At 46.5% G+C, this 16,507-nt stretch carries 14 protein-coding genes; 7 read left to right on the forward strand and 7 right to left on the reverse strand.

What is annotated here, in order from left to right:
• Positions 1-57: 57 nt before the first annotated feature.
• Complete coding sequence (locus KFE26_RS10005; protein WP_212600309.1) at positions 58-1,563, forward strand: tryptophan halogenase family protein; 1,506 nt, start codon at positions 58-60, stop codon at positions 1,561-1,563.
• Between the two features lie 9 nt (positions 1,564-1,572).
• Here the strand turns inward: KFE26_RS10005 and KFE26_RS10010 are convergent, their stop codons facing one another.
• The gene (locus tag KFE26_RS10010) at positions 1,573-2,502 is read right to left on the reverse strand and encodes an AraC family transcriptional regulator (protein ID WP_212600310.1); all 930 of its coding nucleotides are present in this window, start codon (positions 2,500-2,502) and stop codon (positions 1,573-1,575) included.
• Positions 2,503-3,006: 504 nt separating this feature from the next.
• Here KFE26_RS10010 and KFE26_RS10015 point away from each other — a divergent pair.
• The 4 genes from KFE26_RS10015 to KFE26_RS10030 all read left to right on the forward strand — a co-directional run bounded on the left by KFE26_RS10015 (position 3,007) and on the right by KFE26_RS10030 (position 8,313).
• Positions 3,007-4,299: an MFS transporter gene (locus KFE26_RS10015; protein ID WP_212600311.1), complete on the forward strand. Its 1,293-nt coding sequence runs from the start codon at positions 3,007-3,009 to the stop codon at positions 4,297-4,299.
• Entirely contained in the window at positions 4,296-5,138 is an 843-nt protein-coding gene (locus KFE26_RS10020) for an ROK family protein (protein ID WP_212600312.1), read from the forward strand. Before KFE26_RS10015 ends, KFE26_RS10020 begins: the two co-directional genes overlap by 4 nt.
• Complete coding sequence (locus tag KFE26_RS10025; RefSeq protein WP_212600313.1) at positions 5,135-7,876, forward strand: family 20 glycosylhydrolase; 2,742 nt, start codon at positions 5,135-5,137, stop codon at positions 7,874-7,876. Before KFE26_RS10020 ends, KFE26_RS10025 begins: the two co-directional genes overlap by 4 nt.
• Positions 7,877-8,070: 194 nt before the next feature.
• Entirely contained in the window at positions 8,071-8,313 is a 243-nt protein-coding gene (locus KFE26_RS10030; protein WP_168823252.1) for a hypothetical protein, read from the forward strand.
• Between the two features lie 129 nt (positions 8,314-8,442).
• Here KFE26_RS10030 and KFE26_RS10035 read toward each other — a convergent pair whose 3' ends face one another.
• The 3 genes from KFE26_RS10035 to KFE26_RS10045 all read right to left on the reverse strand — a co-directional run bounded on the left by KFE26_RS10035 (position 8,443) and on the right by KFE26_RS10045 (position 10,353).
• A complete protein-coding gene (locus KFE26_RS10035; RefSeq protein ID WP_028760654.1) occupies positions 8,443-8,952 on the reverse strand; it encodes a YgjV family protein in 510 nt (169 codons plus the stop codon).
• Positions 8,953-9,091: 139 nt separating this feature from the next.
• A complete protein-coding gene (locus KFE26_RS10040) occupies positions 9,092-9,703 on the reverse strand; it encodes a Crp/Fnr family transcriptional regulator (protein ID WP_168823254.1) in 612 nt (203 codons plus the stop codon).
• 23 nt (positions 9,704-9,726) lie between these two features.
• On the reverse strand, positions 9,727-10,353 hold the full coding sequence (locus KFE26_RS10045) for a fumarylacetoacetate hydrolase family protein (RefSeq protein WP_168823256.1): 627 nt from the start codon (positions 10,351-10,353) through the stop codon (positions 9,727-9,729).
• A gap of 207 nt (positions 10,354-10,560) precedes the next feature.
• Between KFE26_RS10045 and KFE26_RS10050 the strand changes: the two genes are divergently transcribed.
• Positions 10,561-12,588 (forward strand): methyl-accepting chemotaxis protein, encoded by a 2,028-nt coding sequence (locus KFE26_RS10050; protein ID WP_212600315.1) that lies wholly within the window; start codon positions 10,561-10,563, stop codon positions 12,586-12,588.
• Positions 12,589-12,607: 19 nt separating this feature from the next.
• Here the strand turns inward: KFE26_RS10050 and KFE26_RS10055 are convergent, their stop codons facing one another.
• Both KFE26_RS10055 and KFE26_RS10060 read right to left on the reverse strand, forming a co-directional pair.
• Positions 12,608-13,621 (reverse strand): succinylglutamate desuccinylase/aspartoacylase family protein, encoded by a 1,014-nt coding sequence (locus tag KFE26_RS10055; RefSeq protein WP_028760658.1) that lies wholly within the window; start codon positions 13,619-13,621, stop codon positions 12,608-12,610.
• 124 nt (positions 13,622-13,745) lie between these two features.
• Positions 13,746-14,324 (reverse strand): MarR family winged helix-turn-helix transcriptional regulator, encoded by a 579-nt coding sequence (locus KFE26_RS10060; protein WP_212600316.1) that lies wholly within the window; start codon positions 14,322-14,324, stop codon positions 13,746-13,748.
• 230 nt (positions 14,325-14,554) lie between these two features.
• Between KFE26_RS10060 and KFE26_RS10065 the strand changes: the two genes are divergently transcribed.
• Complete coding sequence (locus KFE26_RS10065) at positions 14,555-15,760, forward strand: MFS transporter (protein WP_212600317.1); 1,206 nt, start codon at positions 14,555-14,557, stop codon at positions 15,758-15,760.
• Positions 15,761-15,858: 98 nt separating this feature from the next.
• Here the strand turns inward: KFE26_RS10065 and KFE26_RS10070 are convergent, their stop codons facing one another.
• Positions 15,859-16,422: an alkylphosphonate utilization protein gene (locus tag KFE26_RS10070; RefSeq protein ID WP_212600318.1), complete on the reverse strand. Its 564-nt coding sequence runs from the start codon at positions 16,420-16,422 to the stop codon at positions 15,859-15,861.
• Positions 16,423-16,507 lie beyond the last annotated feature (85 nt).

The following is a 16,507-nucleotide window of genomic DNA, read 5'->3' on the forward strand; positions in this document are numbered from 1 at the left end:
ACCATAGCCGACCTTAGGGTCGGCTTTTTGCGTTGATAATGCAGAGGGGGATAAGCCATGAAAGTGAAGCAAGCCATCAGAAAAATCATTATCTTAGGGGGTGGAACCGCAGGTTGGATGGCAGCGGCAGCCCTCGCGAATAACCCCGTATTTGCCGCCATTGAACTCTGTTTAGTGGAATCGGACAACATAGGCACCATAGGCGTTGGTGAAGGTTCAACGCCACACTTGAAACGCTTTATGGACAACTTAGGCATTAGCGAAAAAGATTGGATGGAACAATGCCACGCCAGCTATAAAACCGGCATCGATTTTATCAACTGGAATGGGGATGGGCAGCAATACTTTCATCCCTTCTATTTTCAACTGGATGTGAAACCCGCCGAGGTTTTCTTTATCAACGCCAATGCAAGACGCCGCGGTCATGGCAGCGCAGTAAAACCCGATGCGTTTTTCTCCAGCGGCGTACTGGCGAAACGCAATCTCAGCCCAAGGCCGAATAAAGCGTTGCCCTACGCTAACGAATACGGCTATCACTTCGATGCCACTGAACTTGCCAACTACTTAAAAGAATACGCTTGCCAACGCGGCGTAAAACACCTCATCGGCGATGTCATTGAAGTTTCAACAACCCAAAACCAACATATAGACGCCTTAATGCTGGCGAATGGCGAACGACTTAACGCCGACTTTTTTATCGATGCCAGCGGCTTTAGCGCTAAGTTAATTCATAAAACCCTAGGCGTACCCTTTCAATCCTTCGCCAATGAACTGCTCAACGACAGCGCCGTCACTGTTCCTGTTCCTGCATTAATGGACTCCACTCAAACACAGCAAGCCAAGTTCCATACCCGCGCCACGGCGCTCAGTGCGGGCTGGCTATGGCAAATCCACCTAACCCACAGGCTTGGCAATGGCTATGTTTATAGCAGTCGCCACCTCAGTGCCAATGCCGCTGCCAAGGAATTATTGCACAGTGTTAATCTGCCTGAATCAACCCAAGTACGGTTTCTCAAGATGCGGGTCGGTGTCAGTGACAAGGCTTGGCACAACAATGTGCTGGCGATAGGACTTGCGCAAAGTTTTATCGAACCGCTCGAAGCCACGTCGATCATGATGACCCAATTCACCCTTGAAAAATTTATGTCGTTATTCGAGCGCTATCAATTGAATAAGCAGGCAGAGACCTTAAGTCGACAAACACTCAATCAGGCGGTCATGCAGTTAGTGCTCGGCATAAAGGATTATATTCAGGCCCATTATGTCACCAGCCAGCGCAGCGAACCCTATTGGTTGGCGGCGAGAAAAGTCACCATTTCCCAAAGGCTGACGCAACTATTGCAAGCTTGGTATCAAGGGGAAGACTTTGATTTACTGCTTTACCAATACGATCAGCAACTCGCCTACTTTCGCCCTTCTTGGTATGCGCTGTTAGCGGGAATGGATTACCGCGACCCAAAACTGAAGCGCCCATTTGAGCCGATTTCAGCGGAGATCACAGCGCAAGCGATACGCTACAGCCAAACCTTAGTGGAGCAGTATTTTCAGCCTAAGCATCCGTGATAAGAATGGTTAAATTGCCCTTTGTTTACTGCTAAAGCACTGACGAAAACGACTCGGCGTGACACCTTTAAATTGAATAAAACGCCGATTAAAATTGGATAAGTTGTTGAAACCACACTGATCGCTGATGGTTGATATCGGGCTTTGATTTGACAGCAGTAACTTGCACGCCTTAGCTATCCTGAGTTGATTGATAAACTCAGTTAAGGTTTTCTCGGTGCGTTTTTTAAAGAATCGATGGAAATGATTGGTGCTCATGTGCGCTAACTTTGCCAAATCCTGTGCCGACAAGGCCTGAGTGTAATTGTCATAAATATGCTCAATCACTTTATCGAGCTTTTTCACGGTAAAGTCGAGTTTACTACCGTGGGTAAACAAGGTGCTCGACAAGAGTTCTTGCTGACTATCCTGTTGTAATAACGCTAATAATTCCAATAACAAAATATAGCGTCTAAAAGGATTGGCCGTCTCCATTTCGATAAACACACTATGGGCCTTACGCGCCGTTTCCTCACTAAACAACACACCTCGTTTGGCATGGGTCAAAAGTGAATGCAAAGACGCTAACTCACGTTGCTCATTCACAATTTGGTGTAGCCAGACCGCTGGAATTTGTGCCACATAAACAACTTCCTGCACTCTTGCATTCGAAGTGTCGTCTTTTAGCGCGTTGCCATTTGATATCTCGTCAGTTGAAACACCAAGGTTCGCCTCGGATTGCCAGCCGTGGGGCATGTCGGGACCTATGATCACTAAATCATAATCGCCATAGCGGGCAATATGGTCGCCCACATAACGCATACCATAACTGTTGAGGGTTAAGCAGATTTCGTACTCGGGATGATAATGCCAATTGAGATCCATGTGGTCCCATTCATAACGAAAGTAACGCCAAGAGCTGTTTTCATCGGGGATCACTTTTTCACACAGAGGTTTCATCCATTAAACTCCAGTTGCTCATTCCTTTACCTTAGCTTCAATCAGCTCTTATAGTTCAACGCCATTCACTCAAGCTAGCCGTTATGCCAACCTGTTAAATTATTCAATTACTTAGACCTTATTTTTAATGCCAGCCTTGACCTATCAGCGCGGCGAAATAGCAGTGCCACGCGCACTATTGTCTATAGCAAGCCAGCCTCACAGTGATACTCAACTCTGCTACTCCAATACTATTCTATCCAATGTTAATTAAAGGTAACTATTTTACAAGTAAACAGGTTATCAGCAGAGGCTAAAACACCGTTTTATCTATGCTCATCCGCAGCAGCTATCTGCTGCCCACTATCTACAGCAAGTATTTACAGCACCTGATGTAAATCAGCCCAATCAGCGCGAACACGATTTGACTATGTGAGAAAAGTATCGACAGAGGCACCATTCGTATCACCACCAAGGCGAGCGTCAAGCCACAATGAATTTCACTTAATTCAATTGGCAAAGCACATGAAACACAAACTCATCATTCTGTTTGTCCTCTGCACTTTCTTTGTGATTTCCTTGATGACCAACAGCATGGGGCCGATTTTCCCTGCGTTAATTGACAGTTATACTATCGGCCTGACGTTGGCGGGGTTGTTTCCCTTTGCATTTTTTATCGCCTACGGCGTGACATCGATTCCTGCGGGGATTTTAGTAGACAAGTACGGTGAAAAGCGGGTGATCATCTTAGCCTTTAGCCTCGCGTTTATCGGCGCCGTCACTTTTGTGTGTTTCCCTACCTTTAGCATCGCTATGTTTAGCCTGTTTTGTATTGGCACTGGCATGAGCTTATTGCAGGTGGCAGTCAATCCCTTATTGCGACAAGCTGCGGGGCCAGAGCATTTTGCCTTTTTCTCTGTTCTAGCCCAACTCGCCTTTGGCGGCGCCGCGACCTTAGCGCCGCTGGTATATCAGCATTTTGTCGCCTTAGATCAAGCAAGTGCAGCATCCGCCAACTATGTGCAACAGCTATTGCCAGAGAACATGAGTTGGCTCGCCATGTACTGGTTATTTGCCGTGGTCGCGCTCGCCATGGTGCTCTTTGCCAGCCTAGTGAAGATGCCCAAAGTGGATAAACTGGCAAATGAGTCGGCGGGTGCTCTAGAGACCCATTTACGCCTTTTCAAAGATAAAACTGTTTTGAAATTCTTCTTCGCTATCGCCGCCTACGTTGCGCTTGAGCAAGGACTTGCTAACAGTATCTCAGTATTTTTGTCGCAATATCATGGTCTTGATACCTTAAGTGTCGGCGCCAATGTGGTTAGCGATTTTTGGTTTTACATGACGCTCGGCTGCCTACTCGGTTTACTGCTACTTAAACTTATCGACAGTCAGATCTTGCTGCTCAGTTTTTCCCTTAGTTCACTGGTTTGTTTTCTGGTGGCGATTTGGGGACCGAGCCAACTAACATTAATTTGTTTCCCATTGGTTGGCTTTTTCATTTCTATCATGTGGTCGGTGATCTTCTCGCTGGCGCTTAATTCGCGCACTCAAGATCATGGATCATTCGCCGGCATTCTCTGTACCGGCATTATCGGCGGCGCGTTTATCTCGCCGATCATTGGTGTTATCAGTGAGCTGTCCGGCGAATTACGGTTCGGGATGTTAGTGCTGCTAATCCCTATGGCTTACATAGGTTATGTCGCCCTAACGGCTCGTCCCTTGATTAAAAACACCACCCTATTCTCAACAAAAGCGGCCTCAAAGAATGACGAGCCGATGGCAACAAACAACACGAGAGGCAACAAGCTATTATGAGCGTCCTATGTTTAGATCTTGGGGGAACTAAACTGATGTTGGCACAGGTGGAAGGTAAAACCTTACTCGACACTTGGCGGTATCCCGTTCCCGCCGATGGCAATTTCGAACAGTTATTCGATTTCCTCGTGACCTGTATCCACAGCCACCTCACGCCTGAAACCTATGGTATTTCCATCGGGATACCCGGCATGGTGGATATGCAGAGCGGCACTTTACTCGAAGTGCTCAACATCCCTGCGCTGACGGCAACGCAGTTAGCCCAGCAACTGCAAAATACCTTTGAAATGGATGTTGTTGTGAATAACGACGCTAACCTCTTTGCCCTTGGCGAAGCTGTGCTCAACAGCAATCAAGACATGCTCGGGATTACCTTAGGCACTGGCGTAGGCGCTGGGGTGATTTTTAATGGTCAGCTGTATTCGGGTAAACATTGCGCCGCAGGTGAAATCGGCAGTTTGAGTTATCGCGATGGCATTATTGAGCACTACTGCTCGGGGCAATACTTCACCGTTCATCATCAAATGAGTGGCGAGCATTTGTACCAAAAAGCCTGTGAAGGTGACAGCCAAGCGCTACAAGCCTTCGCCCATTTTGGCGAACACTTGGCGCACATGATCGCCCAAACCTTACTGGTATACGATCCCAAAGATATCATCCTTGGCGGCTCAGTCAGCCAAAGCTTTCCCTTTTTTATTGAAGCGCTTAAACAGAAATTGCAAAGCTTAGTCTATGGCCCGCAACTGACAGACTTGACGATTTCAGCCAGCCAACATCACAATGCTGCCCTCATAGGTGCCGCGCAGTGGTTTTTACAACAAAAGGACTCAGCTAAGTGAAAGGACAAATAACACAGAAAGGGATAATAAAGTGGCAGAGGATTAAGACGGCCTTAGTCAGCGGCGTGATGGCAGTGCTTCCCGTGGCGTCGGTGCTTTCAATACTTGCGATGCCATCAGTACAGGCCGCCAATGCTGTGCAGGAGGCAAATCATGTCGCGCTGAATCAATTGGCCGATAATCTCCAATTAAATTATCAGCTAACCGCTAGTTATCTTGAAACCTGTCCCGCTAAAGAAGCCCAATGCTATCGCTCCGCCATTGAGCTAACCCTGCCCACTCAGCTATCCAACGACAAGTTATCTAACGAAGAGCTAAATCATGGCGACTGGCAAATTTATTTCAGCCAATTATCGCCCGTTTATTTCGTCGATGCGGGTGACTTTAGCATTGAGCATATCAATGGCGATTTACATAAAATCACTCCTAAAGCCAGCTTTAAGGGCTTCGTCGCCGATCAGGTTTATCGTATTGAGTTTTATAGCAAAGGCAGCCAAATCACCCGTTCCGAGTTTATGCCAAACTTCTTTGTCGCTATGGGCGATAAGGCGCAGGTCATAAAGAGCACTCAAACAAGGCGCGATAAAGAAACAGGTTTAGCCGAGCAAGACTACCTGGCGCCTTTTAATGCAGAGAAACAATTCTTACTGGCAAAAAACGATGCAACCCCCTTTGCCGATGGCCAATATTTAGCAGAGCAATATCAAGCCTTAGCCGCAGACAAAGCACCTGACATTAGCGGCAAACTCATCCCCACGCCACTTCATAGCCAAAGCCTAAACTCAGCGCCTTTATCCCTTGCTAAAGGTTATCGACTCACGGCTGCAACTGTCGATTTTAAGGGACGGCAGGCGGCATTTGATTACCTCGATTCTTTAGGCTTTTCGGCCAAGGACAAAGGCACGCCGCTATTATTGCAACTCGATACTCAAGCACCTAAAGTTGCAAGCACTGGAGCCCATGATAGTGAAATTAAAAGCAGCGAAGCCTATCGGTTAACCATAACGGCTGAACAAATCAGTATTCGAGCGAGCAGTGAAGCGGGACTCTTTTATGGCCTACAGAGCCTAGCTGGGTTGATCAGTTTAAGTGACGATCAACTGGTCGCCATCGATATTCAAGACCAGCCTCGCTACGCCTTTCGCGGCCTACATATCGATTTAGCTCGTAACTTTCACTCGCTCGATTTTATTAAACGCATTATCCCACAGCTCGCCGCCTATAAAATCAATAAGCTGCATTTGCACTTAGCCGACGATGAAGGTTGGCGTTTAGCCATCCCCGGCTTACCTGAACTGACCGATGTGGGTGCAAAACGCTGTTTCGATTTAACCGAGCAAACCTGTTTATTGCCACAACTGGGCAGCGGCATAGCGGACGTAAACCCCGTCGATGGCTACTTAACCGTGGCGCAATACCAAGAAATATTACAACTGGCAGATGCTCACCACATCGAAGTGATCCCTTCACTGGACATGCCGGGGCATTCACGCGCCGCAATAAAATCCATGGAGGCGCGTTATCACCATTACCTCGCCAAGGGAGACAAAACTAAGGCGGAGGAGTTTTTACTGACTGAATTTGCCGATAAAACCCAGTATTCGTCGATTCAGTATTACCACGACAACACACTCAATGTGTGTCTGCCGAGCACCTATCACTTTATCGATACTGTGATTGATGAAGTTAAAAAGATGCACCAAGCCGTAGGCATTCCTTTAGTGCATTACCACATAGGCGCCGATGAAACCGCAGGCGCTTGGGTAGAATCCCCTGCGTGTATCGCAATGAAAAAACAAAAAGTCGATGAGTTAGCCGGACTGCATTCGCTCAATGGTTACTTTATCGAGCGCGTTGCTAACATGCTGGCAGAGAAAGGGATTATTGCCGCTGGTTGGAATGATGGTATGGGTGAAGTGCGTCCCGAAAACATGCCCGCCCAAGTGCAATCTAACGCTTGGTCGCAGATTTCAGACAACGGCCATCAAATCGCCCATAAGCAAGCAAATCTTGGCTGGAAGGTCGTTATCTCAACGCCAGAAGTCACCTATTTCGATTTCCCCTACGCTAGCCATCCAGATGAGCGCGGCAATCATTGGGCCTCGAGGGCAATAGACAGTTTTAAGGTGTTTAGCTTTATGCCCGATAATCTGCCTGTACATGCCGAGCGCTGGCGCAATAGCTTAAATCAGCCATTTGTGTCGGACGATAGCCACAGCCAGCTCAAACCGGGACACAGGTTTTACGGCTTACAGGGGCACCTTTGGAGCGAAATGGTGCAATCGGACGAGCAAGCAGAATACATGTTATTCCCGCGCATGGTCGCCCTCGCCGAACGGGCATGGCATAAGGCACCATGGGAATTAGCCTATGATTATCAAGGTAAAATCTATAGTCAGCAAACTCAACATTTTGCCCGCCAATTCAATGGCCAAGCCGAGCAAGTCCTCAAACAGGATTGGCAAGTTTTCGCTGCAGTTTACGCCAATAAAGTGCAACCTAAGTTAGCAAAAGCAGGAGTTTTCTACCGCATAGCACCGCCTGGAATACGTGTTGAACATCAGCAGTTAGTGCTCAATAGCTTATATCCCAATGCCGAGTTGGAATACCAACTCGACTCAGGACCTTGGCTAAGCTACCGCCAAGCGTTCAAGCTTAATGATGTCAAACACATCCGCGCTAGAGTCAAAGATGGCGCACGTTACTCTCGCCCATCGACTTGGCAAAACACCCTCTAGTCGTTTCTCGCACAATGTCGGCCATCACATGTGATGGTCGATACGTTAATTGACGATTAATACCACTGGTCGATGGGTTAAGCATGAGCTTACATTGAGGCTTTTCAATAACAGCGCAACTCAGGCTATAATCTCGCTATTCGCGATGACAGTCTCGTGATAATACTTTATCAAGCCTAAGGATCCGCCAACCGATGACAACTGCTTCTACTAGCCCCTTTGCCGTGTTAAACCAAAGCACAGCGACCTCGTTCAATGAGCAGAAAAATCTGATTAAACGGGTATTTAAAGGTAAGCCAGTGCAATGTCCTAGCTGTAAACAGACACTTAAAGTCATATTGCCTGAGCAGGCAAAGGCAGAACAAGCCGCAGGAATTTACTGTGCTAAAGGCTGCACTGATATCGAACTCGATATGGAAGCCGTCGCGGGACTCTAATCATTCCAGAGCCAACCCACACTGGAATTAGCCTCACATTGACGGCCAAGCGACGATTACAACAGTCCCCTGTGATTAGCCGTTATAAAAATAAATATCTCTAATTATCAATGAGATTATTTAAACTGATCACGGTAATTGCTTAAGCTGCCCACGAAAATAGTGTCGATAATAGCCCACCAAATTACTGCCAATAAAGAGTACCTCCATTAACACTGCCACAGGCGATCCCACTAAGGCATTGTGAACGAGCCAAAAACTGGTTCCGACTATCATAAGCAGTCTGAGATCTTTATCCCTTTGACAGAATGCGGCGCGGGTTTGAAACAAGGTGCCTATACAACTGATCACAGTCGTTACCCCATTAAAGGTCACAATGCTCATCACAAGTGCAGCAATAGAGAAACACCATAGGGCTACTTTTGAGGTGGTAAAAATACTGGTGAGATAACGCACTGTGGCTATGCCCATTAAGCCTGCGGCAGTCCATTGCTCCAGCAAACAAAAATGAATTGAAATCAAGATGCCAGACACAAAAAGGCAGGCGACTATCCGCTCCCGCGCCTTAAATTGAAACGAAATCAGATCGAAGATAATGGCTATCGCCACCAAAATTTGAGACAAAGTAAACGCAGTCAACTTATTAAGCTCCTTCGCTTTAAGTAATAATGCGCACTCTGATTGAAAGCTTTGTAGACTTGAGAGCGCAACTTAAGGCGCAGCATCATGGGAATCGCGCTTTAGCGCATTAACTTAAGTTAACTGGGAGCAAAAACCGTTAAAGAGAGTCTTGAAGTCGTCTACGCATACGCGACAAACTGATTGCCGTAATGCCAATATAATTAGCTAGCTGACCTTGGCTTAACCGCTCAAGCCAAAGTGGTGAATGTTCGCGTAAATACAGATAACGTTGCTCAGGTGTGTGCAGCAGTAAAAAGGCTTCCTTTTGTTCTTTATACAATAATTGCTGTTTAAGTAACCCAAGTTGCACTGACTGCAGCGAAGTATCATCCAATAGGGATAGTGGCATTTGGATAAGTTTACAGGCGCTTAAGGCTTCTAATTGGTAACGAGCGGGAATTTGCTTAAGCCAACTGACATACAAAAAACACAATTCACCCTCGAAATAAAACTCCTTACAGCGCTCTGTGCCCTCCTGAGTATAATGGCAAGCGCGCACTATACCATCCACAACAAAATATGCCTGTGACTGCGCCTCACCTTGGCTAAGAAGCACCTCTTCCGCCGGCACGTTCAACGCTTTAAACTGTGGTAAGTAACGTTCAACAGCAGCTTGACTCGCCCCTAACGCAAGCAAAAATTGTTGCAGAGGCTGGCAAATTGACACCTGCAATACAGCAGTCTTTTTTACGTCATCAGGTTCAATCATGCGAGCTACTCAGCGATTTATCACTAAACACTTAACCATTGCCATTCGAGTAAGGGCTCAGCACTCGCTTGCAAACCCCGGCTCAGCGTCACGTTGAATACACTTTTAGCGGGAATACTTCCCACGCCCTTAGGCGTGCCTGTCATTACAATATCGCCCTCATCGAGACTGATAAATGCCTGTAGCTCGGACAATATGCTCTGAGGTTTGTAAATCATTAAATCGATATGCCCCTCTTGGACCAAGTTATCGTTGATACTCAAGGTGAAATGCAGCTGTGCCTCTGCATCATCAATCGCCACAAACGGACTGAATAACGCTGCACCATCAAAGGCTTTTGCTCGCTCCCAAGGCAATCCCTTAGCTTTTAACTTAGTTTGCAAATCACGTTTTGTGAGATCTAAACCGACGGCGACGCTACTGAAACGGCCATTTTGAAACATAAAACACAGCTCGGTTTCATAATGCAAGGTTTCCCCTTGATGCTCAGAATGAAGCACAGTCGAAATGGCCGAGTTGGGCTTTAAAAATACCACCATATCCTCGGGGATTTCGTTACCTAATTCATGGATATGCTCAACATAGTTACGCCCAATGCAGAGAATTTTTGTCGGTACGATATGGTTTTCACCTAACACGACTGATTTCATCTTTAATCCTTTTCAAGATAGGGTTGAAATAATTTTAAATAATAAAACCAACTAGTTAACCTAAATTAGATCTAAACGTTCAATTGAACTAATCACTGTACTTATGACGAACTCTGCTACACTTAAATCAATATTTCAACGAAAACAGCGATCTAACCATTAATAAACCCATTTTACAGGGACAGTCATAGAAGAGGTTTTCGCACTATGTTAACGCTTACCATAAAACAAAAAATCATCTTTAGTTTTAGTGCAATTGGCGCGCTGCTCATCGCTGGTAGTAGCTTTTTCTACTATTCACTCTCCCAAGTACAAACCGCCTATCAAAATATTGAAACCTTAGCCGTACCCGTGCAAAAGCAGAGTAATAGCTTACAACTAGTGCTATTAAAAATGTCACGCCTTGCCACCTTGGCCCATAGTCAGCAAGACACTGCCGCCTTAACCAAAAGTCAGCAAGCATTTACCGCGCTGCAGAAGAAATATCAAAGTATCGAAAATGAGTTAATTGAGCGAGTTGCAGATCAACCTAAGATGCAAACATCCCTAAACGAAGCGCAGGCAAGATACCAAGCCTATTTGCAGCAAAGCCAAGCCATGTTTAGCGCTAAACTCGCCAATGAACAAGCAAAACGGCAGTACCTGCAACTCTTTGAGCGCTTTAACCATGCCAAGACCAACGCCAGTAATGCGATGATTGATCTCGAAACTCTTTCCATCCCCGATAATCCGACTTTACTCGAAGAAATTGTCGGCACAGGTACTCGCATTGACGACATGCTCTATACGCTAGCCAACACTATGGGGGAACTGATCCACACTCAAAGTTTGGATGTTATTCAATCGCACCAACAGGATGTCGGTATTTTACTGGGAAATCTCACCACTAACTTTACCTTTTTAAAACAACAAACTGATGGGCTTGATACATTAGGCCTACTGCAAACATTCGAGCAAGAATATGCGATTATCAATACCTTACTCGCATCGCCTGCCGAACTTTATAAAGTGCAGGAAGCCGTAGTTGAGGCACAACGACAAGCAGAGCAACATTACCTCGATGCCGATAAAGAGTTTAATGCGAATAATCTCGCCTTAGATAAGTTAATCAACTTAGCCGACCGCCGATTTACCAGCCTGCAAACCATTGCCAGTAATGATATTCAACAGGGTCAAACCTTAGCGATTGTACTAGCACTGGTATTTATCATCATGGTGAGCTTTATCTCTTTCTTCACCTCCAAGGCCATGCTCAATCCCTTGGCCTTAGTGAACGGCGCACTCGCCAGTATCGCCCGAGGGGATTTATCTAAACGCATTCATAAACGTCATAACGATGAATTTGGTGCCCTAATCGATAACATGAATACCTTGAGTGACGATCTTGCCAAGCTGTTAACCAATATCAGCCAAAATGCCCATTCATTGGACAGCTCTGCCACCCAAACCAATGAGCAAGGCCAGCGCATCGCCAATGCCGCAACGGCGCAAATCAGTCGAGTCGATGAAACGAAAGCCTTAGCAGAACAGATGTTTACTAGCTCAAATCTAGTGACAGAACAGGCCAGTGAGTCGGCGAGACAAATCAGTCAAGCCTCGAAATACGGTAATCAAGTGAAGCAAATTGCCGATGATAATCGCAATAAAATTGCCGAACTGAGCGCCCGTTTAAGTAGCTCAGTTGAAGTCATGTCTCGCTTGAGCATTCAAAGCGATAATATTGGCAGCATTTTAACCACCATCAGCAGCATTGCCGAACAAACCAATTTGCTGGCACTGAACGCCGCCATTGAAGCCGCCAGAGCGGGGGAACATGGTCGTGGTTTTGCCGTCGTGGCCGATGAAGTGCGATCACTTGCCTCACGCACCCAAGCCGCTACCGCCGAAATTCAAACCATGATCACGGCCCTGCAAAAAGAAACGTCCACGGCAGCCGATGCAATTACTACGGGGCAAAATCAAGCAAATGAGTGTGTCGGACAAAGCCAAACCCTGCAGGATGCTATCGCTCACATAGAAAGCACCTTACATACCCTCAATAAAATGAGTCTAGAGATCACCCACGCCGCCCACGAGCAGTTAGATTACAGCCAGCGGATTGAGTCGAGCATGAGTGAAGCGGCACAATCTGCAGACCAAAATGCCAATGAAGCTATGGACATGGCCAAACGCAGCAACGAAGTCACTCTGCTTGCCCATTCACTCACCAGCTCAGTGGAACGGTTTAAACTATAGAGGTGATGGGACCTAGAATCTAGGCATATTCCATCAGGAATTCATCGAGCTGTTCGTTGGCAATTTCAATCTCGTCACCTTCGAACTGGGCGATATGAAACATGCCCTCACCTTCGTTAGTCACAGGGATATTACTTATTCCTATGATAATACCGTCGGTTGGCGCGCGAATGGCCACACTGTCACCGCCGTGGGGGCTGACGATATGGGCAATGATATAACCCTTAGTCACCCGCTGGCCAAGTTTAAGCTTCATATTCACTAAACCATCGGATTCACTGCGAACCCAATAACTGCGAATAGCACTGACACTCGCGCCTTTGTTACTCACTCGCCCTTTAAGCATATCTAAACTGCGCATCACATTGAGCACACCTTTGAGGCCAGATTTTATCGACAACTCGCTAAAACGTAACGCCTCTCCAGCCTCATATAAAATGCAAGGAATGCCCTGTTGATTAGCATAACCTCGCATAGAAACACTGCGCGCTTTAGAATGCATAATAAGCGGCGCACCAAAGGCATTCGCCATGGCGAGCATAGTCTCATCATTAGTATCACAGCGAATTTGCGGCAAATTATCCCTATGGACGGCCCCAGTATGTAAATCAATCACATGGGTTGCATGAACTAATAACTGAGTGGCAAACAGATTAGCTAAACGGCTTGCGAGCGCCCCTTTGCTAGAACCAGGAAAGCAACGATTTAAATCACGACGATCGGGTAAATAACGGGATTGCTGAATAAAACCAAACACATTCACTATTGGCACCACAATTAACGTGCCCGTCAGATTCTTGGGATTCACTCTGGCTAATAAACGCCGACAAATTTCGATACCATTGAGTTCATCCCCATGAATGGCGGCACAAACCAGTAAAGTCGGGCCAGGTTTGGCTCCGTGAAACACTTCCACATGAATATCGAGTTGCGTATCGGTATACAGCTTAGCGGCAGGCAGCTTGATCCCTAATTGCGTCCCAGCTGTGACTCGTTTTCCCGCTAATTCAAATGCTTCACGTCTTTTTACCATGGCAACTCCCTTGTTCTATCAAATGTTATCCCGCGCGGTTGGCTCATGTTTACCGCATTTTGCCAAAGTGATCCGCTATTGCATATCAGCCTACTTTAAAGACTAAAGTGGGATTTTAAACGAATTATTGCGGCTCAAATTGGTTCAGCCAAGATTTTAAAATCTGCAGCAACACAGGCCTATCTTCAACGCTCACGCCCGCAAACAACGCACTTTGACATTGAATATGCTGAGGTAATGCCTTATCAATGAGCGCCTTACCCTCAGCAGTTAACGAGACATGGACGGCGCGGCGATCTTCCTTACTGTGCTCCCGCTCAATCAGCCCCTTATTTTCGAGTCTGTCTAAACGACTGGTCATAGCGCCAGAACTTAGCATCATGCTCTGATAAAGTTGCGAAGGCGAGAGTGTGAACGGCTCTCCCGAGCGCCTTAACGTCGCGAGCACATCGAACTCCCCCTGACCTAAGCCAAATTCGGCGTGGCATTGCAGCAGTACCACTTCGATATATTTCGTTAAACGAGCGATTCGCCCGAGCACAGCCATAGGGATCAAATCCTCAGTCACACCTTGCTGTTGCCACTGTTCAACAATTCTATCGAGGCCATCTTCTTTAGTATTCGAAGCCGCTTTCTTTTTATCCGTAGAACTCGCGTTAGTATCCGCAGGACTGGCATTAGTTAGCGTCATTTTAGCTGTCATAGGTTTATCTCAATATAAAGATTCTTTACATCATTCTTTACATCTTAGTCATTTTCTCGCAGAATTAAAATATCTTTATATCGAGATACATCTGAAAGAGATTCTTTTTGAATTGTAGTGATGTAGTTTCAACCTACTGTTGTTGAAAGGAAATCATCATGAGTATGCTAAATGCTGCTACAAATCACTTTTTCAGCAAATCAAACTCAGCTTATTTTTGGAGACAATCCATGCGATCCCCCCAGACAGAGAAAGCGAATTTATTGCTGCTCGGACTCGCGTTCATCCTTATTGGTCTAAATCTACGACCCATTCTCGCCTCCGTTGGGCCTTTACTGCCCAGCATACAAAAGGATATCAGTTTAAGTTTTACCTTAGCGTCTATGCTGACATTGCTGCCCGTGCTCGCCATGGGACTGGGTTGTTTTGCAGGCTTTAGTATCGCCAAACGCTTAGGATTCAATACCGTAATGACAGGATCATTACTACTGTTGATCGCCGCTACTGCAATGCGCTTCTGGGCGATAGATGCCAATTGGCTTATCTGCTCGGCATTACTGGCTGGGGTCGCAATCGCCCTCATTCAAACCATAATGCCCGCCATGATTAAGCTTAATTTCGGTGAACGGGTGCCCTTAATGATGGGGCTTTACGTCACCGCCATTATGGGCGGCGCCGCTTTGGCCGCCAGCAGTGCACCTTTTATCGGGATGAACTTAGGTTGGCGCGCGGGCTTAGGCCATTGGACTTGGTTAGGTGTAGCGGCACTGGCGCTATGGATGATGGTTAAACATAACGCCGCATTGCCGAGTCAAACTGCTGAGCAAACTGTGCAGCTTAGCTTTTGGCGTTTTCGTCGCAGTTGGCTATTGGCGATATTTTTTGCATTAGGCACAAGTTGTTATGTCTGCGTACTTGCATGGTTAGCCCCCTACGCGGTCGAGCTAGGTTATAGCCAAACTCAATCGGGATTAGTGTTAGGTTTTTTAACCAGCATGGAAGTGATCGCGGGCTTAGTGTTTCCTTGGCTTGCCAGCAAGTCGACGGACAGACGCGCCATCATAGCCCTACTCTGCTTGCTACAACTCATTGGCTTTATGGGACTGGCACTCGCCCCTCAAGTATCGCTATTTTTATGGGCGGGACTTGCAGGATTAGGTATTGGCGGGATTTTTCCACTCGGGCTGATTGTCACTATGGATCATCAACAGAATCCCATGTTAGCAGGTAAATTAACCGCCTTCGTGCAGGGTGTGGGATATACCATAGCGGCTATCTCGCCTTGGATTGCCGGATTAATTCGCGATAATTTCAACAGCTTTAACAGTGCTTGGTTATTACTCGGTGGCTTAAGTGTGATCGCGTGGATATTATCTTGGCAATTTAATCCGCAGGGCTATGCACGCCAATATCAAATCACCCGCTGTGTATCTTAACTACCTAACTCAACATAAAAAAACCGCCATGTCGGCTAACGATCATGGCGGTTTTTATTGTGTTGAGCTAAATAAATCGCGCTCACACTAAGCGAAACTTAAGACTTTTTAACGAAGCACGTCAGAATCACAATACGAGTACCGTTAACGCGGCCTTCGATATGCTCTGGGTTGTTGGTCAAAGCAATGTTACGCACAGCTGTGCCACGCTTAGCCACAAAGCTAGTGCCTTTCACGTTTAAGTCTTTGATGATGACCACAGTATCGCCCGCATTGAGCACTGCACCATTACTGTCTAACGTTGGCGTAGCATCGTCACCTGCTGCGGCAACTTCGGCATCACCCCACGCTTTTAAATCGTCTTCAAGATAAAGCATATCCAGCAAATCTTGCGCCCAGCTTTCGCCATTTAAGCGCTTAAGCATACGATATGACATCACTTGAACTGCCGGTACAGGACTCCACATGCTGTCATTCAGACAACGCCAGTGGTTCATGTCTATGGTATCCGGTGCCGCAATTTGGCCACTGCAGGTTTCACAAATCATGATCTCATTGTCACGGCCATCGGAGGCTGGCAGATCATAAATAGAGAGTTCAAGCTCGCTGCCACACAGTTCACACTTGCCGCCACAGCGACTTAGCAATTCATTTTCAGTCATTTTTCTGTTCTATATGCCTAGTAAAACGCGGATTATGCCATAAACTGGCATTTTTCGGCAGGGGGCTGAGGCAATATAACCCTAT

The organism is Shewanella sp. M16 (assembly GCF_018224605.1).
In the GTDB taxonomy this organism is placed as follows: domain Bacteria; phylum Pseudomonadota; class Gammaproteobacteria; order Enterobacterales; family Shewanellaceae; genus Shewanella; species Shewanella oncorhynchi.